Origin of the sequence: Micromonospora sp. DT201, assembly GCF_049841575.1 — a bacterium.
Classification (GTDB): domain Bacteria; phylum Actinomycetota; class Actinomycetes; order Mycobacteriales; family Micromonosporaceae; genus Micromonospora.
Map to the genome: position 1 here is coordinate 48,625 of NZ_JBNCKP010000020.1, position 23,079 is coordinate 71,703.

General features: G+C 71.9%; 23 protein-coding genes and 1 pseudogene. 17 read left to right on the top strand and 7 right to left on the bottom strand.

All coding sequences use genetic code 11. The features are described from left to right. Positions 1–2 precede the first annotated feature (2 nt). On the top strand, positions 3–872 hold the full coding sequence (locus tag ACLQ28_RS26900) for a DUF2567 domain-containing protein (RefSeq protein WP_425689049.1): 870 nt from the start codon (positions 3–5) through the stop codon (positions 870–872). Here the strand turns inward: ACLQ28_RS26900 and ACLQ28_RS26905 are convergent. Next, positions 787–1,491 (bottom strand): LON peptidase substrate-binding domain-containing protein, encoded by a 705-nt coding sequence (locus ACLQ28_RS26905; protein WP_425689050.1) that lies wholly within the window; start codon positions 1,489–1,491, stop codon positions 787–789. The two genes, ACLQ28_RS26900 and ACLQ28_RS26905, sit on opposite strands and share 86 nt — an antisense overlap. 107 nt (positions 1,492–1,598) lie before the next feature. Here ACLQ28_RS26905 and hisD point away from each other — a divergent pair, with 107 nt between their 5' ends. The 11 genes from hisD (at position 1,599) to hisF (ending at position 9,563) form a co-directional block, all read left to right on the top strand. Then, positions 1,599–2,921 (top strand): histidinol dehydrogenase, encoded by a 1,323-nt coding sequence (gene hisD / locus ACLQ28_RS26910; RefSeq protein WP_425689051.1) that lies wholly within the window; start codon positions 1,599–1,601, stop codon positions 2,919–2,921. Further along, complete coding sequence (locus tag ACLQ28_RS26915) at positions 2,918–4,015, top strand: histidinol-phosphate transaminase (RefSeq protein WP_425689052.1); 1,098 nt, start codon at positions 2,918–2,920, stop codon at positions 4,013–4,015. Before hisD ends, ACLQ28_RS26915 begins: the two co-directional genes overlap by 4 nt. A 37-nt stretch (positions 4,016–4,052) precedes the next feature. Further along, positions 4,053–4,664, top strand: a complete 612-nt coding sequence (gene hisB / locus ACLQ28_RS26920) for an imidazoleglycerol-phosphate dehydratase HisB (RefSeq protein ID WP_184177057.1) — start codon at positions 4,053–4,055, stop codon at positions 4,662–4,664. Positions 4,665–4,722: 58 nt separating this feature from the next. Then, positions 4,723–4,896 carry a hypothetical protein gene (locus ACLQ28_RS26925; RefSeq protein ID WP_425689053.1) on the top strand — a complete coding sequence of 58 codons (174 nt, stop codon included), beginning with the start codon at positions 4,723–4,725 and terminating at the stop codon, positions 4,894–4,896. Between the two features lie 19 nt (positions 4,897–4,915). Next, on the top strand, positions 4,916–5,548 hold the full coding sequence (hisH, locus tag ACLQ28_RS26930) for an imidazole glycerol phosphate synthase subunit HisH (RefSeq protein ID WP_425689054.1): 633 nt from the start codon (positions 4,916–4,918) through the stop codon (positions 5,546–5,548). 36 nt (positions 5,549–5,584) lie between these two features. Next, a complete protein-coding gene (locus ACLQ28_RS26935; protein WP_425689055.1) occupies positions 5,585–5,908 on the top strand; it encodes a hypothetical protein in 324 nt (107 codons plus the stop codon). A gap of 14 nt (positions 5,909–5,922) precedes the next feature. Further along, the gene (priA, locus tag ACLQ28_RS26940; protein ID WP_425689056.1) at positions 5,923–6,648 is read left to right on the top strand and encodes a bifunctional 1-(5-phosphoribosyl)-5-((5-phosphoribosylamino)methylideneamino)imidazole-4-carboxamide isomerase/phosphoribosylanthranilate isomerase PriA; all 726 of its coding nucleotides are present in this window, start codon (positions 5,923–5,925) and stop codon (positions 6,646–6,648) included. A 137-nt stretch (positions 6,649–6,785) separates the two neighbouring features. Further along, positions 6,786–7,232 carry a MarR family winged helix-turn-helix transcriptional regulator gene (locus tag ACLQ28_RS26945; RefSeq protein WP_425689057.1) on the top strand — a complete coding sequence of 149 codons (447 nt, stop codon included), beginning with the start codon at positions 6,786–6,788 and terminating at the stop codon, positions 7,230–7,232. A 5-nt stretch (positions 7,233–7,237) separates the two neighbouring features. After that, entirely contained in the window at positions 7,238–7,669 is a 432-nt protein-coding gene (locus ACLQ28_RS26950) for an organic hydroperoxide resistance protein (RefSeq protein WP_425689134.1), read from the top strand. Between the two features lie 51 nt (positions 7,670–7,720). Next, positions 7,721–8,719: an NADP-dependent oxidoreductase gene (locus ACLQ28_RS26955; RefSeq protein WP_425689058.1), complete on the top strand. Its 999-nt coding sequence runs from the start codon at positions 7,721–7,723 to the stop codon at positions 8,717–8,719. A 76-nt stretch (positions 8,720–8,795) separates the two neighbouring features. Further along, positions 8,796–9,563 (top strand): imidazole glycerol phosphate synthase subunit HisF, encoded by a 768-nt coding sequence (hisF, locus tag ACLQ28_RS26960; protein WP_425689059.1) that lies wholly within the window; start codon positions 8,796–8,798, stop codon positions 9,561–9,563. 5 nt (positions 9,564–9,568) lie between these two features. Here hisF and ACLQ28_RS26965 read toward each other — a convergent pair whose 3' ends face one another. Next, positions 9,569–10,030: a hypothetical protein gene (locus ACLQ28_RS26965; RefSeq protein ID WP_393138797.1), complete on the bottom strand. Its 462-nt coding sequence runs from the start codon at positions 10,028–10,030 to the stop codon at positions 9,569–9,571. A 191-nt stretch (positions 10,031–10,221) separates the two neighbouring features. Beyond that, positions 10,222–10,860, bottom strand: a pseudogene (locus tag ACLQ28_RS26970) (YczE/YyaS/YitT family protein); the annotation flags it as partial. A 59-nt stretch (positions 10,861–10,919) separates the two neighbouring features. Between ACLQ28_RS26970 and ACLQ28_RS26975 the strand changes: the two are divergent. Next, positions 10,920–12,377, top strand: a complete 1,458-nt coding sequence (locus ACLQ28_RS26975; protein ID WP_425689060.1) for a PLP-dependent aminotransferase family protein — start codon at positions 10,920–10,922, stop codon at positions 12,375–12,377. Positions 12,378–12,472: 95 nt separating this feature from the next. Next, on the top strand, positions 12,473–13,762 hold the full coding sequence (locus ACLQ28_RS26980) for a low temperature requirement protein A (protein ID WP_425689061.1): 1,290 nt from the start codon (positions 12,473–12,475) through the stop codon (positions 13,760–13,762). Between the two features lie 84 nt (positions 13,763–13,846). Here the strand turns inward: ACLQ28_RS26980 and ACLQ28_RS26985 are convergent, their stop codons facing one another. From ACLQ28_RS26985 to ACLQ28_RS26995, 3 genes are all read right to left on the bottom strand, one after another. Continuing rightward, complete coding sequence (locus ACLQ28_RS26985) at positions 13,847–15,673, bottom strand: AMP-dependent synthetase/ligase (RefSeq protein ID WP_425689062.1); 1,827 nt, start codon at positions 15,671–15,673, stop codon at positions 13,847–13,849. A 138-nt stretch (positions 15,674–15,811) separates the two neighbouring features. Next, on the bottom strand, positions 15,812–16,690 hold the full coding sequence (locus ACLQ28_RS26990; protein ID WP_425689063.1) for a terpene synthase family protein: 879 nt from the start codon (positions 16,688–16,690) through the stop codon (positions 15,812–15,814). A gap of 198 nt (positions 16,691–16,888) precedes the next feature. Next, entirely contained in the window at positions 16,889–17,518 is a 630-nt protein-coding gene (locus ACLQ28_RS26995) for a TIGR03085 family metal-binding protein (protein ID WP_425689064.1), read from the bottom strand. 172 nt (positions 17,519–17,690) lie between these two features. Between ACLQ28_RS26995 and ACLQ28_RS27000 the strand changes: the two genes are divergently transcribed. The 3 genes from ACLQ28_RS27000 (at position 17,691) to ACLQ28_RS27010 (ending at position 22,299) form a co-directional block, all read left to right on the top strand. Next, positions 17,691–19,577 (top strand): ABC transporter ATP-binding protein, encoded by a 1,887-nt coding sequence (locus tag ACLQ28_RS27000; protein ID WP_425689065.1) that lies wholly within the window; start codon positions 17,691–17,693, stop codon positions 19,575–19,577. A gap of 88 nt (positions 19,578–19,665) precedes the next feature. Beyond that, positions 19,666–21,450: an ABC transporter ATP-binding protein gene (locus ACLQ28_RS27005; RefSeq protein ID WP_425689066.1), complete on the top strand. Its 1,785-nt coding sequence runs from the start codon at positions 19,666–19,668 to the stop codon at positions 21,448–21,450. A 99-nt stretch (positions 21,451–21,549) separates the two neighbouring features. Continuing rightward, positions 21,550–22,299 (top strand): DUF2470 domain-containing protein, encoded by a 750-nt coding sequence (locus ACLQ28_RS27010; RefSeq protein WP_425689067.1) that lies wholly within the window; start codon positions 21,550–21,552, stop codon positions 22,297–22,299. A gap of 135 nt (positions 22,300–22,434) precedes the next feature. Here ACLQ28_RS27010 and ACLQ28_RS27015 read toward each other — a convergent pair whose 3' ends face one another. Continuing rightward, entirely contained in the window at positions 22,435–23,031 is a 597-nt protein-coding gene (locus ACLQ28_RS27015) for a TetR family transcriptional regulator (RefSeq protein WP_425689068.1), read from the bottom strand. Positions 23,032–23,079 lie beyond the last annotated feature (48 nt).

Here is a 23,079-nt window from a genome sequence, read left to right on the forward strand (position 1 = left end):
GGGTGAGCCCGGACAACCCCGACCGTGAGCGGCCCGTCGACGAGCCCGACGCATCCGCGCCGCCCCGAGCGTCGAGTGCGACGCCGCCGGCCGCCGAGCAGCCGCTGGCCGCCGAGCAGCCGCTGGCCGCCGAGCAGCCGCTGCGCGACGAGCCGCCGGCCGGGTCGGACCCGGCTGACGCTGCCCCTTCGAGGGCGTACCAGAGTTGGCTGGAGCTGAGCTCCGACGAGCCGCGTCGTCCGCTGCGCGCCGCCGCCACGGTGTTGGGCACCGTGCTCGCGCTGGCCGTGCTGGGTGTGCCGTTCGGGCTGCTCTGGGCCGCGCTGGCGCCGGACACGCCAGTGCTCAAGACCGTCGAGGGGGCGATCTACGCCGACCCGCAACCGGAGCAGCCGATCGCCGCGGACGGGTGGTTCAGCCTGCTCGGGCTCGGCTTCGGGCTGCTCGTGGCGCTCGCCCTGTGGTTCGTGCTGCGTCGGCGCCGCGGTCCTGTCGGGCTGCTCGCCGCGGTGCTCGGCGCGTTGGTCGCCGCGCCGGTGGCCTGGCAGGTGGGGCGGCGGGTCGGCCTGGCCACGTTCGACCGGCTGCTGGCCACCGCCCCGGCCGGGCAGGCCTTCACCAAACCGGCCGACCTGCGGGCCGGTGGAATCGACTGGCTGCTCGGCGTGCTGCCGGTGCCGCACGGCAACCTGCTGCTGCCGGCGTTCGGCGCCGCGATCATGTACACCTTGCTGGCTGGCTGGTCGCGGTGGCCAGGGCTGCGACCGGAGCCCGACCCGGCTGGGCTCAGTTGGGTGTCGGCGGGGACGCCAGCTCCGCCAGCGGCACCGGAACCGCCCGGACCTGACGCAGCAGAGCCGCCTCGCGGTTGAGTAACCGCAGCTCGGCGCGGAGCCGGGCGGCAGTGTCGTCGATCGCCAACAGGCGCTGCCGGTCGTCGACGGTGAGCGCCGCGGTCGCCGCTACCAGGTGGGAGAGCACGGTCGGGTCCTCCGGCAGTTGCTCGGAGATCTCCTCCGGGTCGGAGCGGATCAGGCCGAGGTATTGCCGGAACACCGCGATCACCCGGGCGGCCAGCAGCTCGGCCACCTCGTCCGGCCCGGCCGGGTCGGGCAGCCACTCGACCTCGGCGGTCAGGTAGGGCGCGGCGTTGTCGTCGACCTCGGCGATCCGGAAACGGCGCCGCCCCACCGTGACGATGTCGAAGCCCCCATCGGCCAGCTCGGTCACCTGGCGCAGCTCGGCGGTGCAGCCCACCTCGTGCAGTGTGACCTCGCCGACGCTCGGAGTCGCGCGGGCACCGGGACTGGTGGGCGCGACCTCCCAGCCCGCCTGGATGGCCACCACGCCGAACTCACGCGGAGCACCCTCGGGCAGGTTGACCAGGTGCCGGACCAGTGCCCGGTAGCGCTCCTCGAAGATGTGCAGCGGCAGCACCAACCCCGGAAAGAGCACCGTCGCGAGCGGAAACACCGGCAGCCGTGCGGTCACAAGGTCGAGCCTAACCAATCTCACGCCCAAGAGCGTGGCCCGGCTCACCGTCGCGGCGGGACGGGCGGCTCGGAAGGACTCCGGACCGGCCGCCTAGACTCGCAAGGGTGCTGAATCGGATCGACCTGCGCGACGGTCTCGGTGACCCGCGCCGCCTGCTGCCCCGTGCCCAGCTCGACGTGTCGGTTGCCGTCGAGCGGATCCGGCCTCTGGTGGAGGCGGTCCGCGAGCATGGGTACTCGGCGATCCGGGAGGCCAGCGAGCGGTTCGACGGCATCTCCCCGGAGACCCTGCGGGTGCCGGTCGAGGCGATCACCGAAGCCGAGGGGGTGCTCGACCCGGCTGTGCGCGCCGCGCTGCTGGAGTCGATCACCCGGGCCCGGCGGGTGCACGCGGACCAGCGGCGCACCGACCACACCACGCAGGTGGTGCCTGGTGGCACCGTCACCGAGCGGTGGTTGCCGGTCGACCGGGTCGGCCTCTACGTGCCCGGCGGCCTGGCGATGTACCCGTCGACCGTGGTGATGAACGTCGTGCCCGCCCAGGCGGCAGGGGTGCGCTCGCTTGTGGTGGTCAGCCCGCCGCAGAAGGACAACGATGGCCTGCCCGACCCCCGGGTGCTCGCCGCGTGCGCGCTGCTCGGCGTCGACGAGGTGTACGCCGTGGGTGGCGCCCAGGCGGTGGCGATGCTGGCCTACGGCGCGGCGGTGAACCCGACGGGCGAGCTGCGGTGCGACCCGGTCGACCTGATCACCGGCCCCGGCAACATCTGGGTGACCGCCGCCAAGCGACTGTTGCGCGGCGTGGTCGGGATCGACGCCGAGGCCGGGCCGACCGAGATCGCCATCCTGGCCGACGACACGGCCGATCCGGCGCACGTCGCCGCTGACCTGATCAGTCAGGCCGAGCATGACCCGCTCGCCGCGAGCGTGCTGGTGACCCCGTCGCTGGCACTTGTCGAGTCGGTCGAGCGGGAGTTGGCTCGGCAGGTGCCGGCGACCAAGCACACCGAGCGGGTCACCACGGCGTTGACCGGCGAGCAGAGCGGCGTGGTCCTGGTCGACGATCTTGAGGCTGGGCTGCGGGTGGTCGACGCGTACGCGGCCGAGCACCTGGAGATCCAGACGGTCGACGCCCGGGAGTGGGCCTTGCGGGTACGCAACGCCGGTGCGATCTTCGTGGGTGCCTGGTCGCCGGTGTCACTCGGCGACTACTGCGCCGGGTCCAACCACGTGCTACCCACCGGCGGTTGCGCCCGGCACTCCTCCGGCCTGTCCGTGCAGTCCTTCCTGCGCGGTGTGCACCTGATCGAGTACAACGAGGCCGCCCTGCGTGACGTGGCCCCACACGTGGTCACCCTGGCAAACGTCGAGGACCTGCCCGCCCACGGCCAGGCGGTCCAGGCCCGCTTTCCGGGAGGGTCGGCGTGAGCGAGCGAACCAGCCTGGAGGATCTGCCGATCCGTGCCGACCTGCGGGGGTTGTCGCCGTACGGGGCGCCGCAGCTGGACGTACCGGTGCGGCTCAACACCAACGAGAATTCCCACCCGGTGCCGGAGCCGGTGGTCGAGGCGATCGGCAAGGCGCTCGCGGCTGAGCTGCGCGAGCTGAACCGCTACCCGGACCGGGACGCGGTGGCGCTCCGCGCCGACCTGGCCGAATATCTCGGGCACGGGCTCACCGTCGAGCAGGTGTGGGCGGCCAACGGCTCCAACGAGATCCAGCAGCAGTTGCTGCAGGTGTTCGGTGGGCCGGGGCGCACCGCGCTCGGCTTCGTTCCGGCGTACTCGATGCACCCGCTGCTGGCCCTCGGCACCGGCACCCGGTGGGTGCCCGTGCAGCGCGGCGTCGACTTCGGGTTGACCGTCGAGGAGGCGGTCGCCCAGGTCCGCGAGCACCGACCCGACGTGGTCTTCCTCTGCTCGCCGAACAACCCCACCGGCACGGCACTGGACCCGGCGGTGATCGCCGCGGTGCTCGACGCCGCCCCCGGCATGGTGGTCGTCGACGAGGCGTACGCCGAGTTCGCGCGACCCGGGACGGTCAGCGCGCTCGCGGTGTTGCCCGGCCACCCGCGGCTGGTGGTCACCCGGACGATGAGCAAGGCGTTCGGCTTCGCCGGCGGGCGGCTGGGCTACCTGGCCGCCGACCCGGCGGTGGTGCAGGCGGTGCAGCTCGTCCGACTGCCGTATCATCTCTCCGCGCTGACCCAGGCCGCCGCCCGCGCGGCGGTGACCCACCGCGACGCCCTCCTCGGTACGGTCAGCGCGATCATGGCGCAGCGGGACCGGATCGTGGCGACGCTGCGCGAGCGTGGGTTGCGGGTCGCCGACAGCGACGCCAATTTCGTGCTCTTCGAGGTGGGCGGTGACCAGACCACCGTCTGGCAGGCCCTGCTGGCGCAGGGGGTGCTGGTCCGCGACGTCGGCCTGCCCGGCTGGCTGCGCGTGACGGCCGGCACCTCCGCCGAGACCGACGCCTTCCTTTCTGCAATGGAGACTGTGACGTGGGAGCGCGAGGAGTGAGCTTGCGAGCCCCGCAGTCGCGACCGAGAGGCAAGCAATGAGCCGGACCGCCCGGGTGGAGCGGATCACCAAGGAGACCAAGGTCCTCGTCGAGATCGACCTCGACGGCACCGGCACCGCCGAGATCAGCACCGGCGTCGGCTTCTACGACCACATGCTGCACCAGATTGCCCGGCACGGCGGCTACGACCTGACCGTGCGTACCGTGGGTGACCTGGAGATCGACGCGCACCACACCATCGAGGACACCGCGCTCGCCCTGGGCGCCGCGTTCGACCAGGCGCTGGGCGACAAGGCCGGCATCCGGCGGTACGGCTCGGCGACCGTGCCGATGGACGAGGTGCTGGTCCGGGCTGCGGTGGACCTGTCCGGTCGGCCGTACGTGGTGCACGACGAGCCGGCGCTGGCCCCGTACATCGGGCCGGTCTACGCGACAAGCATGACCCGGCACATCTGGGAGTCCTTCGGTCAGGCGGCCCGGGTCACGCTGCACGTCGATGTGCTGCGGGCGGCTCGGCCGGGCGGTCACCCGGATGCGCACCATGTGGTGGAGGCGCAGTTCAAGGCGGTCTCCCGGGCGTTGCGCGAGGCCACCGCGATCGACCCGCGGGCCGCCGGCGCCATCCCCAGCACGAAGGGTGCGCTCTGATGAGCGCGAGGAGCGCAGCGCGGTGGAGCCCCGTGGTCGCGAATGAAAGGTGGCTCTGATGGGTGCCGCGTTGCCGACGTTGGTGCTGATCCTGGCCGGGGTGCTGGTGGGTGGCGCCTGGTCGCTGTACCGTCAGGGCGCGTCGAAGGGCGCGATCGTCATCACCGCGCTGCTCGCGGTGCTCGCCACGGTCGGCGGACTGCTCTGGCTGCTGCCCGGGGACAACTCGTGAGCGTGGATCCGGTGACGACATGAGCTCCGTGGTGGTGCTCGACTACGGCTCGGGAAACCTGCGCTCGGCGGAGCGGGCACTGGCCGCTGCCGGCGCGGACGTTCGGGTGACCGACGACCTGGCCGTCGCCGCAGCCGCCGATGGCCTGGTGGTGCCAGGGGTGGGCGCGTATGCCGCGTGCATGGCCGGGATCGAGGCGCTCGGGGCGGGCCCGGTGATCGCCGAGCGGGTGGCCGCCCGCCGGCCGGTGCTCGGCATCTGCGTGGGCATGCAGGTGCTCTTCGAGCACGGCGACGAGCACGGTGTGGTGACCAAGGGTCTCGGGTTGCTGCCCGGCGGGGTGACGCGGCTGGCCGCTACCCGGTTGCCGCACATGGGCTGGAACACGGTCCGGGCGCCCCAGGAGTCGGTGCTCTTCGCCGGGCTGGCGGAGCAGAGCCGGTTCTACTTCGTCCACTCGTATGCCATGGGCGACCCGGCGGCGTTGGCCGCTGCCGGCGCCGTGGTGACCACCGCCCACCACGACACGGATTTCGTCGCCGCGGTGGAGCGCGGTTCGCTTTCGGCGGCCCAGTTCCACCCGGAGAAGTCCGCCGACACCGGTGCCGCGCTGCTGCGCAACTGGCTCGCCACGCTGCCCAGCAGTGACTGAGCGTCGTCGCCCGATGCCCGGCCGAAGGGCGTCGCGGTGAGCCGGGAACGTGCCCGCCGGCGGGCGGAGCGTGAGGCGGAGCAGGCCCGGGAGCGGGCGGCCCGGCAGCGTCAGGTGGCTCGCCGTCAGCGTCGCCGCGCGGTGGTCCGCCGGTTGACTCCGCGGTTGCGGCGGGGCCGCTCCGGGCGGCTGGCCCGGCACACCCGGGGTGAACGGGCCGCGATCGTGCTGCTCACCGGTGCGGCGCTGCTTTTGATCTGGACGTTCGTCGACAACCTGGCGCTGCGTATCGCGCTGATTGTGCTGTTGCTGCTCGTACTGCCGGCGATCGTCGTGATCGCCCTGGACCGTCGTACCTGATCGAGGAGAAGACGTTGAGCCTCACCCTGTTACCCGCCGTGGATGTCGCCGACGGCCGGGCCGTCCGGCTCGTGCAGGGCGCCGTCGGAAGCGAGAGCATCTACGGCGACCCGTTGGACGCCGCGTTGGCCTGGCAGCAGGACGGCGCCGAGTGGATTCACCTGGTCGACCTGGACGCGGCGTTCGGCCGGGGCACCAACGCGCACCTGCTCGCCGAGGTGGTGCGCCAGTTGGACGTGAAGGTGGAGCTTTCCGGCGGCATCCGCGACGATGAGTCGCTGCGCGCGGCGCTGGGCACCGGGGCGGCCCGGGTGAACATCGGCACCGCGGCCCTGGAGGACCCGGTCTGGTGTGACCGGGTGGTCGGGGAGTACGGCGATCGCGTCGCCATCGGGTTGGACGTGCGGGGTCACACCCTCTCGGCGCGGGGCTGGACCCGTGACGGCGGTGACCTGTACGAGGTGTTGGAGCGGCTGGACAAGGCGGGCGCGAGTCGGTACGTGGTCACCGACATCACCAAGGACGGCACGATGCGCGGGCCGAACCTGGACCTGCTGCGCGAGGTGTGTGCCCGCACCGACCGACCGGTGATCGCCTCCGGTGGTGTGTCCACGCTGGATGACCTGCGGGCGTTGGCGACCCTGGAGTCGGCCGGGGTGGAGGGTGTCATCGCCGGCAAGGCGCTCTACGCGGGTGCTTTCACGGTGGCCGAGGCGTTGCAGGCGTTGGCGGAGGCGTGACGACCACTCGGCTCGGCTCGGGTGGCGTGCAGGCGTACCTCGGCGATCGCTGAGGTACGCCAGGCGGTGTCGGTCGTCATGGCCGAACCACGGCCGGATAAGTTGTGCGCAATCTAATTGTGGGCTACGGTTCAGCGGTGACCGATGACCTGGTGCTGCGCCGGCAGGTGTGCTTCGCGCTCTACGCGGCGTCGCGCGCACTGACCGACGTCTACCGGCCGATCCTCGACGAGTTCGGGCTGACCTACCCGCAGTACCTGGTGCTGCTGGTGCTCTGGGAACGCCCCGACGACGCCCCCACGGTGTCCGAGCTGGGCGCCGAGCTGCGGCTGGACTCCGGCACGCTCTCCCCGCTGCTCAAGCGGCTGGAGGGGGCGGGCTTCGTGGCCCGGCGGCGGTCGGCCCGCGACGAGCGGCGGGTCGAGGTGGGCCTCACCGAGCAGGGCCGGGCGCTGCGGCAGCAGGTGGACGAGGTTCCGCTGCAGATCGCCCGGGCCACCGGGCTCGGCATCACCGAGCTGATCGCGCTGCGCGACACCCTCACCCGGGTCACCGACACCATCCACCGACAGAAGGAGCAGTGACAATCATGCAGGTGCTCTACACCGCGTCCGCGACCGCCAGTGGCGACGGCCGCGACGGCCACGTCGAGACCTCCGACGGCACGTTCGCACTCGACCTGGCTGTGCCGAAGGAGATGGGCGGCGCTGGCGGCGCCGCCAACCCCGAGCAGCTCTTCGCCGCCGGCTACGCGGCCTGCTTCCACGGCGCGCTGCGGCTGGTGGCCCGTCGGGCCAAGGCCGACGTGACCGCCTCGGTCGTCGGCGCCGAGGTGGGCATCGGCGGAGACGGCAACGGCGGGTTCGGGCTCACCGTGCGACTCGTGGTCGACCTGCCCGCCGTGCCGCGCGAGGCAGCCGAGCAGCTCGTCGAGCAGGCCCACCAGGTCTGCCCTTACTCGAACGCCACCCGCGGCAACATCGACGTCGCGCTGACCGTCCGCGAGACCCTGCCCGCCTGACGTCACCAAGCCAGTCAGGCCCCGACCGCGGACGAGAGGACGACCACACCCATGACCAGCAACCGCGAGATCCACCTGGCCAGCCGCCCTGTGGGCTGGCCCACCGAGGACACCTTCCGGCTCGTCGAGACCGACGTCCCGACGCCCGGACCGGGCCAGATCGTGGTCCGCAACCAGTACATGTCCGTCGACCCGTACATGCGTGGACGGATGAATGACGTCAAGTCGTACGTTGCACCCTACGCGCTCGACGCACCCCTCGACGGGGGCGCGATCGGCGAGGTGGTGGCCAGCGAGGCGGCGGACGTCGCCGTCGGCACCACCGTCCAGCACGGGCTGGGCTGGCGGGAGTTCGCGCTGCTCGACGCCACCGCCGCCCGCCCGGTCGACCCGAGCATCGCTCCGGTCAGCGCGTACCTGAGCGTGCTCGGCATGACCGGGATGACCGCGTACGCCGGGCTGCTGGACGTGGCCGCGATGAAGCCTGGCGAGACGGTCTTCGTCTCCGCCGCGGCCGGCGCGGTGGGCAGCCTGGTCGGCCAGATCGCCAAGCTCAAGGGTGCCGGCCGGGTGGTCGGCAGCGCTGGCTCGCCGGCCAAGGTCGAGCGGCTGCGGGCGCTGGGCTTCGACGCCGCCTTCGACTACCACGACGGGCCGGTCCGCGAGTCGCTGCGGGCAGCCGCCCCGGACGGCGTCGACGTCTACTTCGACAACGTCGGCGGCGATCACCTGGAGGCGGCGATCTCGGCCATGAACCTGCACGGGCGGGTCGCCATCTGCGGCATGATCGCGCAGTACAACGCCACCGAACCGCCCGCCGCGCCGCGCAACCTGGCGCTGGTCATCGGCAAGCGGCTCACCCTGCGCGGCTTCCTGGTCAACGATCACAACGCGGTGCGTGCGGCGTTCGTCCGCGACGTCGCGGGCTGGCTGCGCGACGGCACGCTGTCCTACGACGAGACGATCGTGGACGGCATCGAGAACGCCCCGGCCGCGTTCCTCGGCCTGCTGCGCGGCGACAACCTCGGGAAGATGCTCGTCCGCGTGTGAATCCCGATCCGACGCGCGGCGGTGGCCGGCCTCACAGGTCGGTCGTCGCCGTGCGTGCGGAGGATAGGCTCGCGGCATGACGGTGGCGGTACGGGTGATCCCCTGTCTGGACGTGGACGCCGGGCGGGTGGTCAAGGGGGTCAACTTCCTCGACCTGCGTGACGCCGGCGATCCCGTGGAGTTGGCCGCCGCGTACGACCGGGCCGGGGCCGACGAGCTGACCTTCCTCGACGTCACCGCGTCGTCGAGTGACCGGGGCACCATGCTCGACGTGGTCCGCCGCACCGCCGAGTCGGTGTTCATCCCACTGACGGTTGGCGGCGGGGTCCGGCAGGTCGCCGACGTGGACACGCTGCTGCGCGCCGGCGCGGACAAGGTCGGCGTGAACACCGCCGCCATCGCCCGGCCGGAGCTGATCGCCGAGATCGCCGACCGGTTCGGCCGGCAGGTCCTCGTGCTCTCCCTCGACGTGCGCCGCGCGCCGGGCGGCGGCACGCCCAGTGGCTTCGAGGTCACCACGCATGGTGGTCGGCGCGGCACCGGGATCGACGCGGTGCAGTGGGCGCACCGGGGCGCCGAGCTGGGCGCGGGGGAGATCCTGCTCAACTCGATGGACGCCGACGGCACCAAGGCGGGCTTCGACCTGGAGCTGATCGCTGCGGTGCGAGCGGTCGTGGACGTGCCGGTGGTGGCCAGCGGGGGCGCTGGCGAGGTGGCCCACTTCCCGCCCGCGATCGGTGCCGGCGCGGACGCGGTGCTCGCCGCCAGTGTCTTCCACTTTGGCGAGCTGACCGTGGCCGAGGTCAAGGACGCGCTGCGGCACAGCGGCCACCCGGTGCGCTGACCCGGTCAGTGCCCGCCGGAGTGCCCCTCCGGTGAACGGCGGGGCGTGGGGATCGAGCGGACGGCGTACTCCTGGACGGCCGCCGCGTGGTCGGCTTCGTCCAGGCTCCAGTCGGCACTGCCGGGGGCGTGCCGGCGAGTCAGCACGCCCTGCACGGTGTCCACCATGGTCGCCACACCCGCTCGCGGGCGGGTGCGCCAGAGCTGCTCACCCTCGGCGGTGATCCGAAACCAGCCGTCGGCGACGCTGACCAACCCGGCGCCGACCAGCCGCTGGACCGCAGCCTCGACCTCGTGCCGCTGCGGGATCGTGTGGTTGAGGTGGTCGGCGGTGGAGAGCACGTCGGTCAGGCGGACGCCTTCTGGCCGTCGACTTGTCGCCGACCGACGGTGCCGTCCGGCGCCGCTCGCGATGACCAGCGACACGAAGATCCAGGCGTCCGTCCAGCGCCAACCGTTCTCCCCCATGCAGAGATGATGACGGCGCGCGTCGCGGAAGGGAACACCCACCCTCCATCCGGCCCGCTGCACCACCACCGCGTGCTGGTTCGCGGACGGTCGGTGATGACTCAGCCGGCGGGAGCGACCGGCCCGACGGTGCCCGGACCTGCGGTGCCCGCAGCTCGCGTGTCGGCTTCGGGCGCGGTGCCGTCGGCTTCGGGCGCGGTGCCGTCGGGTTCACGTCTGGCGTCGTCGGGCACCGCGAACAACGGGATGAAGAGCTGGGCCAACGGCCCGATGGCCAGTGCGTAGGCGACGGTGCCCACGCCGACCGCGCCGCCGAGCAGCCAGCCGAGCGCCAGCACGGTGACCTCGATGACGGTGCGCACCAACCGGACCGACCGGCCCGGACGGCGGGCCACATAGCCGGTCATCAGCCCGTCTCGGGGGCCGGGGCCCAGTCGGGCACCCAGATAGAGGCCGGTGGCGGCCCCGTTGGCGACGATCCCGGTGATCAGTAGCGCGATCCGGACGCCGAGCGGGTTACCGGTGGGCATCAGGGCCAGTGTGGCGTCCACGACCAGACCAATCACCACGACGTTGCTGACCGTGCCGAGGCCCGGCCGCTGTCGTAGCGGGATCCAGAGCAGCAGCACCAGCGCCCCGACGCCGATGGTGACGGTGCCGAAGGAGAGCCGGGTCAGCTCGGAAAGCCCCTGGTGGAACACGTCCCAGGGGTCGAGGCCGAGGTCGGAGCGAACCATCAGGGCCATGCTGACCCCATAGAGGGCGAGCCCGAGATAGAGCTGGGCCAACCGTCGTACCGGCCGGTGCCGCAAATTGCCAATCAGTGCCATGCATGCCACCCTAGGTGCCAATCCTCGCGGAGGAAGAAGCCAATTTTCGAGGAGTGGCCATGACTGGTCAGGTGCGCGGCGTCCAATTGGCGCGTCTGCTCGGTCAGTGGCATGCCCTGCCGGGCCGCCGGCGCAGCCCTGACTACGTCGCCCTGGCCAGCACCGTGCGCGGCCTGCTCGCCGACGGTCGACTGCCGCTGGGCGTTCGCCTCCCTGCCGAACGGGAGCTGGCCGAGGCGCTGCGGATCAGCCGGACCACGGTCACCGCCGCGTACCGGCACCTGCGCGAGACCGGGCACCTGTCCAGCCGCCGAGGCGCCGGCAGTTGGACGATGCTGCCCGGCAACCACCGGGTGGCCAGCACCGGTCTGTGGACTCCACTGGACGACCGGGAGATGATCGATCTCGGCGTCGCCGCGCTGGCCGCCCCGCCGCAACTCCTGACGGCCGCCCGGGCCGCGGCTGAGGACCTGCCCCGCTATCTGGGCGGGGCCGGCTACCACCCGACCGGCATCATCGAGCTGCGCGAGGCGGTGGCCGACGCGTACACCGCCCGGGGGTTGCCCACCACGGCCGACCAGATCATGGTCACCAGTGGCACCCAGCACGCACTGGACCTGGTGCTGCGGCTCGCCCTGGCCCCCGGGGGGAGCGTGCTGGTCGAGTCCCCGACCTACCCCAACGCGCTCGCCGCGCTGGCCGGCAGGCGAGCCCGGATCACCACCCACGGTCTGGCCGCCGACGCTGGCGGCTGGGAGTCCGACCTGTTGCTGGGCAGCCTCCGGCAGACCCGACCCAAGCTGGCCTACCTGATCCCGGAGTTCCAGAACCCGACCGGGCACCTGATGCCCGCCGCACTGCGCGAGCGCGTGGTGGCCGCCGCCCACGCGGTCGGCACCGACCTGATCGTCGACGAGACCTTCGTGGACCTTCCACTGGACGGCACCGAGCTGCCACCCCCGGTCGCCGTCTACGACCGACACAGCCGTGTGATCAGCATCGGCGGCATGAGCAAGCCCTACTGGGGTGGCCTGCGGATCGGTTGGGTGCGCGCGTCCGCGCCGCAGGTGCAGCGGCTGGCCGCCGTCCGCGTCGGAGTGGACATGGCCAGCCCGGTGCTGGACCAACTTGTCGCGGTGCACCTGCTCGCCGAGGCCGACGCCATCGTCGCCGACCGGCGCATCCAGTTGGCCGCCCAACGCGACGTTCTGCTCGGCGCGCTGGCGCACCGGCTGCCGGACTGGCGGGTCACCGTGCCACGAGGTGGTGTGACGCTCTGGGCCGAGTTGGACGGCCCAGTCTCCAGCGCTCTGGCCCGGGCTGCGGAGGATGTCGGCGTACGACTGGCACCCGGCCCCCGGTTCGGCCTGGACGGCACCCTGGAGCGCTTCCTGCGGCTGCCGTTCACCCTGCCCGCCGCGGACCTGGTGGAGGCCGTCGGGCGGATCGCGGCGGTCCGCTACGACCTGGACCGGGCCGGTCGTCAGCGGTGGCGGGAACCAACCGTCATCGCCTGAGGCCCCGCTGAGCCGAGCGGGCGTGTCGGATGGATCGTCGGCGCGCCGCCGGAGCGGGCACCATCGGTGCGCGCCGGCCTGCCAGACTGGCGGCCGTGACTGATGGCGGCAGGGCGCTGCGTGCGTCGCGGATGCGGGTGATGACCGAGGGCTCCACAGTGACCCCGCTGGAGCTCTTCTTCGATCTGGTCTTCGTCTACGCGCTCACCCAGGTGACGGCGCTGATGGCCGACGACCTCACCGCAGGTGGCCTGCTGCGAGGGCTGCTCCTACTGGCCGTGCTCTGGTGGTGCTGGTGCTGCTACGCCTGGCTGGGCAACACCGTCCGGGCCGACGAGGGCCTGGTACGGGTGGTGCTCTTCGCCGTGATGGCCACCATGTTCGTGGTCGCGGTGACCATTCCGGAGGCTTTCGACGACCTGCCCGGCGGGCTCTCCGGCCCGGTGGTCTTCGCCGCCTGCTACCTGGTCGTCCGGGTGCTGCACCTGGTCCTCTACTTCTTCGCCGCGCGCGGCGACGCCGGGCTGCGCCGCCAACTGCTGCGCGCCGCACTGCCGATGCTCGCGGGCGCGCTGCTGCTCTTCTCCGCGGCTCTGATGCCGCAGCGGCTGACCGACTCGCCGCAGCAGGTCGGCACGATCCGCACGGTGCTGTGGGTGCTCGCGCTGGCCGTCGACTACGGCGGGATCATGGCGATCGGGGCGCGCGGGTGGCGCATCTTCTCCGCGGCGCACTGGACCGAACGCCATGGCCTGATCATTATCATCGCGCTCGGTGAGTCGTTGGTGGCCATCGGCGTGGGGGCCACCGCGCTGCCCATCTCCTGGCCGATCATCATCGCCTCGGCGCTGGCCATCACGGTCACCGCCGCGCTCTGGTGGGCGTACTTCGACGTGGTGTCGATCGCGGCCGAGCGGGTGCTCCACCGGGCCGAGGGTGCCGCCCGCGCCGCGCTGGGCCGCGACTCCTACACCTATCTGCATCTGCCGATGGTGGCCGGCATCATCCTGCTCGCCCTCGGCTTCAAGAAGGTGCTGGGGTATGTGGGGGACGGCACCCACCACAAGCTGAGCGACCCGCTGCACGGGCTGGGTCTGCTGGCTCTCTACGGTGGCGTGATTCTCTACCTGCTCGGCCACCTCGGTTTCCGGTTGCGCAACATGAGCTCGGTCAACTGGCCCCGGCTGGCGACGGTGCTGCTGCTGGTGGGGCTGCTGCCGGTGGCCGACCGGCTGCCGGCCCTGGCCGCACTGGGCCTGCTGGCGGTGGTCTGCGTCGCCATGGTGCTCGCCGAGCTGCGGCTGTTTGGTGCTGCGCGACGCGAGCTGCGCGACTCCTTCCTCACCGAGCACGGCGCGGGCCCCGCCCCGGGCGGCGGCCACTGACTCCGTTCGTGCCGCGCCCGCAGGCGCCGACGGCCCCGAACCCTGGTGGGCGCGAGGCAGCCGGCAGCCGACTCAGGGCGCGGTTCAGAGCTCGGCGAGGGTGCCGGTGTACATCTTGTCGATCTCGGCCGCGAAGCTGCTCTCCACACCACGCCGCTTGATCTTCAACGATGGGGTGATCTCGCCGTTTTCGATCGTCAGGTCACGCGGCAGGATGGCCACCTTCTTGATCGTCTCCCAGCGGTTGAGCTTCGCGTTGAGCTGGGCAACGTACTCCTCGACCATCGTCTGCGCCTCCGGTGAGGCGACGATCTCGGTGTAGCTGCGCCCCTCCAGCGGCCCACCGGCGACCCAGCCCCGGATCGCGTCCGGGTCGAGCGTGACCAGCATCGTGCAGAAGTTGCGGGCCTGACCGATGACGACCGCCTGCGAGGTGTACGGACAGATGGCCTTGAACATCCCCTCGATGTGCGACGGCGCAATGTACTTACCGCCTGAGGTCTTGACCAGGTCCTTCTTGCGATCCGTGATCCGGAGGTAGCCCTGCTCGTCGAGGGTGCCGATGTCACCGGTCCGGAAGAAGCCCTCCTCGGTGAACGCGGCGGCGGTCTCCTCAGGCAGGTTGTGGTAGCCGCGCATCACCGGCCGACCACGCAGCAGGATTTCCCCGTCGGTGTCGATCCGGCACTCCAGGTCACCCATCGCCCGGCCCACCGTGCTGATCCGCAGCCCGGCCGGCGGGTTGACGAAGTTGCCGGCGCTGGTCTCGGTCAGGCCGTAGCCCTCGGAGATCGGCAGGTTCGCCGCGGCGAAGAAGGTGGCGATCTCTGGGCTGAGCGGAGCGGCACCGGACACCAGCACCCGTATCCGGCCGCCGAGGCGGGCCTGCAGCTTGCTGAACACGAGTTTCTCGGCCAGCCCGTAGCGCAGCTTCAGCCCGGCGGGCACCGGCTTGCCGGCCTGCTCCAGGGTCACCTTCTCTTTGCCGACGCCAACCGCCCAGGCGAAGATCTTCGCCTTCGAACCGCCGGCGCCCTGCGCGGTGGTCACCGCCCGGTTGTAGACCTTCTCGAACACGCGGGGGGCGCCGCACATCAGCGTCGGACGGATCACCGACAGCAGGTCGACCAGCTTCTCCACCCGCCCGTCGACGTAGGTGGGCAGCCCAACGTGGATGGCGCCGCAGAGCAGCGTCTTGCCGAACGAGTGGGCCAGCGGCAGCCACAGGTACTGCAGGTCGTCGTCGCGCAGCAGCCCGACCTCGGCCTGCGCCACGGCCTCCCAGCACCAGCCGCCGTGCAGCAGCTCGACGCCCTTGGGTCGGCCGGTGGTGCCGGAGGTGTAGATCAGGGTGGCCAGGTGGTCCGGGGCGATGCCGGCCACGAGCATGTCGATCAGTTCCGGCTCGGCCGTCAGCGCGCTGGTGCCGCGCTCCTCCAACTCGGCGAGCGTCAGCTGTGGGATCGCGGCGGCCGAATCGGCGGCACCGTCGAGAAGCACCACGTGAGTCAGCGCGGGCAGGTCGGCACCGGCGATCTTTGCAGCCTGCGCCGGGTTCTCCGCGAACAGCACCTTCGACCCGGAGTCGGCGATGATGTACGTCGCGTCCGCCGGCTCGGTGGTCGGGTAGACGGTGGTGGTCGCCCCGCCGGCGCACATGATGCCGAGGTCGGCGATCACCCAGTCCAGCCGGGTGTTGGCGAGGATCGCGACCGGGTCCTCCTGGCCGACGCCCAGGCCGTGCAGGCCGGCGGCGACAGCCTTTGCGCGCCGGCCGACCTGATCCCAGGTCAGCCAGACGGGCCCCGAGTCGTCGGGGGTCGGGGACGCAAACGCAAACCGGTCGGGGGTGGCCGCCACACGCTTGAGGAACATGTCCGGGATGGAACGGTACGGTACATCGAGAGCCATCGCTGTAGCCGCCTTCGGGGGTGGTGGCGTGACGGTCGTCACGTCATGGTGGTTACCGAAGAGTATTGCCCGGTGCGGTGCGTCGGCTAGCCCTGGTGATCGTCCGGCCACCCCACCCCACCAACCGGTACGGTCGAATCAGGCGTAGCGGGCAGCCACCAGTGACCAGTCGTAGGTGGCCCGGACCCAGTTTCGCCGTGCGTCCAGCGCGTGGCGTATCCCGTCGTCCCCGCTGGCCAGCAGGGCTTCCTCTGCTTCGAGGTATGCCGCCAGCCCCTGGTTGAACTGGTTCGCCGCAGCCTGCAGTGCGGCCGCCTCGTCCGCACCGCTGCTCCGGGCGAGCACCGTCACCAGGTTGTGCGCGTCCGGGTCCACCTGGCTCTCCTTGCCGTAGGAGAAGAGGTCGTTGCACCAGCAGACCAGGTCCACCGCGAGCAGGTCCAGGGCGACCAGCGCCGGATCGGCGTGCTGGGCCGACCCGGGTGGTTGCGCCGACGCCAGATCGGTCAGGGTGAGGCACGGGCGTACGCCGCCGGTGTGCCGCCGCATCTGCACGTACTCCGCTACCTCGGGGACCCGCCGGCGCTCCCGGTTTGTCGCCTCCCAGAGCAGTGCCAGCAGGTACTCCTGCACCTGGCTGACGAACCGCAGCAGCTGTTCCGGTCGGCCGTGGGCCCGGGTCCGGCGGCACAGGTCGTGCAGTGCGGCACCGAGCGGGCCGGCGTTGGCATCTGGTGGACGACCCGGCTCGCCGCACCGGTCCAGCACGTCGAGCAGGCCTCCGATGGTCGACGCCAGCCGGGCCGGATCCGCGCCGAGGTCGTCCTCGTCGCAGGCGTCGTCCATGACGAAGAGCCAGGAGATCAGGTCGGTGAGCAGCCGCAGCCCGTCCTCTGGCCCGTCCGGGCATGCGCGTCCAGCCAGGCCTGCGGCGTCCGCCCGCCGCAGGCGATGGGCGCGGTGGCCGGAATTGATCAGACCGGAGGCGCGCGCCCACTCGACGCTCTCGCTCGCCACTCGGTCCGTGGCCTTATGGCGCCCCGCCGGAAACGGCGGCTCCTGCAGTGCCGAAATCGCGAAACTTCGCACAATTCGCCCCCACTCGCGCCACCCGGCGCGGAGCGGCGCGGTGAAGCGTAAGGGAGAAGGTATCAGCGCATGTCGCTGGGTGTGGGGCACGCCACATCAAGGCGGTGACCGTTTAAGTACAGAGGGTCACATTCCCAGGTTGGCGGCGCGCAGTCGACGTGCGGCCTCCGCCGGACCGTCCAATTGGACCCTCGCCACCCGTTGGCGACCGGAGAGAAACAGGACCAGCTCGGCCGGGGCACCGACCAACCGCAGCGGTTCGCCGCCGCGACCGACGGACATCTCGCCGTGACGGGGCGCCTGCACGTAGAGGTCCGCCGGAAAGCGGCGCAGTGCCAGCCGAGCCATCGGGGCGGCACGCTTCCAGAGTGCGCTCTGCAGGCCGGCGGACAGGTCGCGCGGTTGCCACCCGGAGCCGGCCCGCCGTACGTCCTCGTGATGGATGAAGAACTCCATCGTGTTGGCCAACTCGTCGGTCACCGGGTTGCTGATCGGGCTCCACAGCGGCGGCCGTCGCACCTGCGCCACCAGCTCCGGGTAGGGCCGCCCGGCGAGTCGACGACGGACCCGTTCGGCGTAGCCGCGCAGCGGCGGCAGCACGATCCCGCCGGCCGCGTCCGGGCGGCGCTCCCGCAGCACCAGGTGCGCGGCGAGGTCACGGGTCGCCCAGCCATCGTTGATCGTCGGGGCCTCCGGCCCGAGGGCCAGCAGGAGATCGGCCAGCGCCTCGCGCTCAGCTCGGGCGTACCGGGGCATGGCCCGATCGTAGGCCTGGTCGCCCGCCGGCGCGCGCCACCGGACGCCGGGTCGGCGCTCACCGCTCCTCGCCGTCTGGACGTGACGGTCGACATATGCGGTCCGGGTCGGTAGTGCTGGCCCCGACAGGTAAGGATGAGGGAGATAATTGCGGCTTACGGCGGGGGAAAGCGTGGCGAGCAAGACAAGTCGGGACGTGCTCGGTCGAGGACTGGGGGTCCTACGGCAGGCGATCCGCGAGCAGCCACGGATTTTCGCGGTCGCGGTCGTCGGCAGCGTGCTCTTCGGCGGGATGATCATCGTCAGCGCGCGGGTCGTCGGGACGGTCATCGGTGACGTGGCGCTCCCGGCCATCACCCGGGGAGAGGTGGGCGCCGGGACGCTGGCGCTGGCCGCGACCGCGTTGTTCGGGATCAGCGTGCTGCGGGTAGCGGGCATCATCGGCCGCCGCCTCGGTGCCGGCTACATGCAGTACCGCCTCCAGGCCTCCTACCGCCGCCGGGTCACCCGCCGCTACCTGGAGCTGCCGCTGTCCTGGCACCACCGCAACTCCACCGGCACCCTGTTGTCCAACGCCAACTCCGATGTCGAGGCGGCCTGGTACCCGATCGCACCGCTGCCCTTCGCCGTCGGCACGCTGGTGATGTTGGTCGGCGCGATCGTCTCGCTCTTCGCCACCGACTGGGCGCTGGCACTTGTCGGTCTCGCGGTCTTCCCGGCGCTGTTCGCGCTCAACGTGGTCTACTCCCGCCGGATGGCGCCCCGGCAGGCCCGGGCGCAGCGCCTGCGTGCCGAGGTCAGCGGGATTGCCCACGAGAGCTTCGACGGTGCCCTGGTGGTCAAGACGATGGGCCGCGAGGCCCAGGAGACCGCCCGGTTCGCGGGCCGGGCCGGCGAGCTACGCGACTCGTTGATCGCGGTCGGCCGGCTGCGCGGCGTCTTCGACCCGCTGCTGGAGACGTTGCCCAGCGTCGGCACCCTCGCCGTGCTGGTGGTGGGGGCGTTCCGGCTGCGCCAGGGTGCGATCAGCGTGACCGAGCTGGTCAGCGTGGCCTTCCTCTTCACCGTGCTGGCCTTCCCGGTGCGGGCCATCGGTTGGGTCCTGGCCGAGTTGCCGCGCAGCGTCGCCGGCTGGGACCGGCTCCGCCGGGTGCTCGACGCCACCGGCGAGATGCCGTACGGGCAACGCGTCCTCGACCCGGCCAGCAGCCTCGGCCCGGCCACCATCACCTTCGACGACGTGCACTTCTCCTACCCACCCGCCGAGGCGCACCAGCCCGGCGCGCAGGTGCTCGGCGAGGTCTGCTTCACCGTGCCGGCCGGCCGGACCGTGGCCCTGGTCGGGCCCACCGGCGCCGGCAAATCCACAATCGCTTCGCTGGCGGTCCGCCTCGTCGACCCGGACTCCGGCACCGTCACCCTGGACGGGGTGGACGTGCGCGAGCTGACCGCTGCGTCGCTGGCCGGCACGGTGGCGCTGGTCGCCCAGGTGCCGTTCGTCTTCGACGACACGGTTCGCGCCAACATCGCCCTCGACCGGCTGGGCATCGACGACGAAGCAGTCTGGGCGGCGCTGCGACTGGCCGAGGCGGACGGGTTCGTCGCCGCGCTGCCCGATGGCCTGGACACCATGGTCGGCGAGCGGGGCACCTCGCTCTCCGGTGGGCAGCGGCAGCGGCTCACCCTGGCCCGCGCGCTGGCCGGCCGGCCGCGCCTGCTGGTGCTCGACGACGCGACAAGCGCGGTCGACCCGCGGGTCGAGGCGGCCATTCTGGCCGGGCTGCGGTCATCGACGGCCGAGCCGGGGGTGCCCGCTGCGTCGATCCTGGTGGTGGCGTACCGCCGGGCCACCATCGCGCTCGCCGATGAGGTGATCTACGTCGAGCAGGGGCGGGTGGTTGCCCGAGGCACACACAGCGAGCTGTTGGCCACCGTGCCCGGCTACGTCGACCTGGTCACCGCCTACGAGCAGGCCGAGGTCGACCGCGCGCAGGAAGGCGCGTACGGCGATGAGGTCGCGCCGCTGCCGTCAGGCCTGGAAATCGAGGTGGACCGGTGAGCGCGAGGAGTGCAGCGAAGCGGAGCCCCGCAGTCGCGAACGAAAGGCCGGCGCGGTGAGCGCGAGGAGTGCAGCGTTGAGTACGTCTGTGACCAGTGAGAAGACGTCTGAGACCGCTGAGAAGCAGGAGACGACCTGGCAGACCCTGCGCCGGGGTCTGGCGCTCTCGCCGGAACTGCGGACCGGCCTGGCCGGCACCCTGGGCCTGGCGTTGGTCTACATGGTCGGTCGGGTGGCCGTGCCGGTCGCCGTGCAGCAGGGCATCGACCGCGGCATCGTCGGTGGCCTGAATCTGGATGTGGTCTGGTCGGTGGTGGCGATCACGGCTGCGATCCTGACGGTCACGACGATCTGTGGCTACCTGATGATGCGCCGGCTGTTCACGGTCAGCGAGACGGCGCTGGCCAACGTGCGGACGCGGGCGTTCCGGCACGTGCACGACCTGTCGATGTTGCACCAGCAGTCGGAGCGGCGTGGTTCGCTGGTTTCGCGGGTGACCAGCGACGTCGACCAGATCACCCAGTTCCTTCAGTGGGGCGGGGTGATCTTGCTGGTCAACCTCGGTCAGCTCGTGGTCACCACCGCCGTCATGCTCGCGTACTCCTGGCAGTTGACCCTGGTGGTGTTGGCCGCGTTCCTGCCGGCGGTGTTCGTCATCCGGCAGTTGCAGCGCCGTCTGGGCACGGCGTACGCGACGGTGCGCCAGCGCACCGGCACCCTGCTCGGCACGATCGGCGAGAGCGTGGTGGGTGCGCCGGTGATCCGGGCTTACGGGATCGCGGGGCGCACGGCGCGGCGGCTGGACGAGGCCATCGACGGGCAGCGTATGGCGCAGCAGCGGGCGATTCGGATCAGCATCGTGGGCAGTTCGGTCGGTGAGTTGGCCGCGGGGCTGGCCCTGGCCGGTGTGGTGGTGCTCGGGGTGGTGCTGGGGGTGGACGGCACGCTGTCGATCGGCCAGCTGACCGCCTTCCTGTTCCTGGTGACGCTGTTCATCCAGCCGGTGCAGATCGCCACCGAGGTGCTCAACGAGGCGCAGAACGCGATCGCCGGTTGGCGTCGGGTGCTGGATGTGTTGGACGTCGCCCCCGACGTGGCCGACCCGGGGGAGCAGGGGCGCAAGCTGCCGGCCGGGCCGCTGGACATCCGGTTTGCCGGTGTGCGGTTCGCCTATCCGGGTGGCCCACCGGTGCTGCACGACATCGACCTGGAGATCCCGGCGAAGAGCCGGGTGGCGGTGGTCGGCGAGACCGGCAGCGGTAAGACCACCTTCGCCAAGTTGCTGACCCGTTTGATGGACCCGTCGGCCGGGGCGGTGCTGCTGTCCGGGGTGCCGCTGGCGGAGGTCCGGTTCGACTCGCTGCGTTCTCGGGTGGTGATGGTGCCGCAGGACGGGTTCCTCTTTGACGCGACGGTGGGGGACAACGTCCGGTTCGCCCGACCGGAGTTGACCGACGAGCAGCTGAGCGCGGCCTTCACCGAGCTGGGTCTGTCGGACTGGCTGGAGGGTTTGCCGGCGGGTCTGGACACACCCGTTGGCGAGCGTGGCGAGGCGCTCAGCGTGGGCGAGCGGCAGCTCGTCGCACTGGCCCGGGCGTACGTGGCCGACCCGGACCTGCTGGTGTTGGACGAGGCGACCAGTGCGGTGGATCCGGCGACCGAGGTGCGGTTGCAACGGACCCTGGATGCGGTCACCAGGGGCCGGACCACCCTCGCTATCGCGCACCGGCTCTCCACGGCGCAGGCCGCCGACGAGGTGATCGTGGTGGATCGGGGTCGGGTGGTGCAGCGCGGCCCGCACGACGAGCTGGTCCGCGATGCCGACTCGGTCTACGGCCTGCTCTACGCCTCTTGGCTGGAGCAGACCCGGTGACGCGGTGGCGTTCCGGATGCGTGGGTGTGGTGGACGCCGACGGCCGGGTGCTCTAGGCTCCGGGTTAGGTAAGCCTAACCTTCGAAGGAGGTCGAGCTGATGCGGCCCAACCCCGCCGAGATTGTTCGTACCCTCGTCGCCGGCCGCCTGCCCGGCCTCGTGCACCTGGCTCACCGGCCGGGCCCGCACCACGTCCGACACGTAACCGACCCGGACGGCCGGGTGCTGCTGCTGGTGCCGGTGGCCAGCCACCTGACCGCCGCTCTGCAGCCAGTGGCCGGGGGCAGCGACGTCGCGGTGGTGCTCGACGTGCTCGACCTGCCGCCCGCCGCCGGTGCACCCGGCCTGGGCCGGGCCTGGGTGTCCGGCTGGGCGGAGGAGCTGCACGGCGACGAGGTCCGCCACGCGGCGGTCGACTTCGCCGCGGTGGAGCCGACCGGCGACCTGCTCGACCTGGGCACCCGGTTCCGGCTGTTCCGCTTCGAGGTGGTCGAGGTCCGCTGGGAGCGAGCCGGCGTCGTGCACCGGGTCGACCCAGGGGAGTACGCCGAGGCCGAGCCGGACCCGGTGCACCCGGTCGAGGCGCGCCTGCTCGCCGACCTCGCCGAGCGCGACAGTGCCCAGGTGACCGAGTACCTGCGCCGGCAGTTCGGGTTGACCGAGCAGACCACGGACGGGCCGCCCCGGGTGGTGCGCATCGACCGGTACGGGCTGGTGGTCGCCCTCGGTCGACACGGCGCCCGACGTCGGATCCGGTTGGCCTTCCCCGGCCCGGTCACCGACCCGGCTGAACTGCCGCGACTGCTGCCGCCGCTGCGACTCCCGGCCGACGCCCGCCCGCCGCGCTGATCGCCCGCCGCGCGCTCGCGGCTTGATCGACTCCGTATCGCCGATCTGGGGGCATCCCGCACGATGGATACCGCCAGGTCGGCGACCTGGAGTCGATCAACGGCTTTGGCCGCCGAGCCGCCCGCCCGGCCGGGCTCAGGTCGGTAGCGGGCCGGTGAGGTACCGCTGGATGGTGGGGCCGATCGTCGCGGCCAGGGTCTCCGGGTCCGCCGAAGCGACAGGCTCAAGGCGCACCACGTGTCGCATCATGGCCAGGCCGATTATCTGGGTGGCTACCAGGGAACCACGCAGCGGCAGCTGAGCCGGATCGACGTCGAGCTGTTCGAGCACCCGACGCAGCACCTGCGTGGTGATGAATTCGCGCAGCAGCCGCGCGGTCCACTCGTTGCTCACCGCCGAACGCAGCAGTGCCACCCCGGCGCTGCCGGCCGGGGAGTCCCAGACGCCGAGGAAGGTGCGCACCATGCGCTCACCGAGGCCGTCCCGGTCGCCGGCGAGCACCTCCGGCACCAGTTGACCGGGGTCGAAGGGAAAGTTCATCGCGGCCAGGAAGAGCTGGTCCTTGCTGCCGAAGTAGTGGTGCACCAGCGCCGGGTCGACCTCCGCCGTGCCGGCGATGGCACGGATCGAGGCGGCATCGAAACCACGCTCCGCGAACGCCGTCCGCGCCGCGTCGAGAATCGCCTCCCGGGTGCCGGGGTTGCCGGGTCGCCGGCCGGTCCGCCGCGTCATCGCCGCCCTTCGTTCGTCCACCTGGGCCCGCCGTGAGCCAGTCGCCCC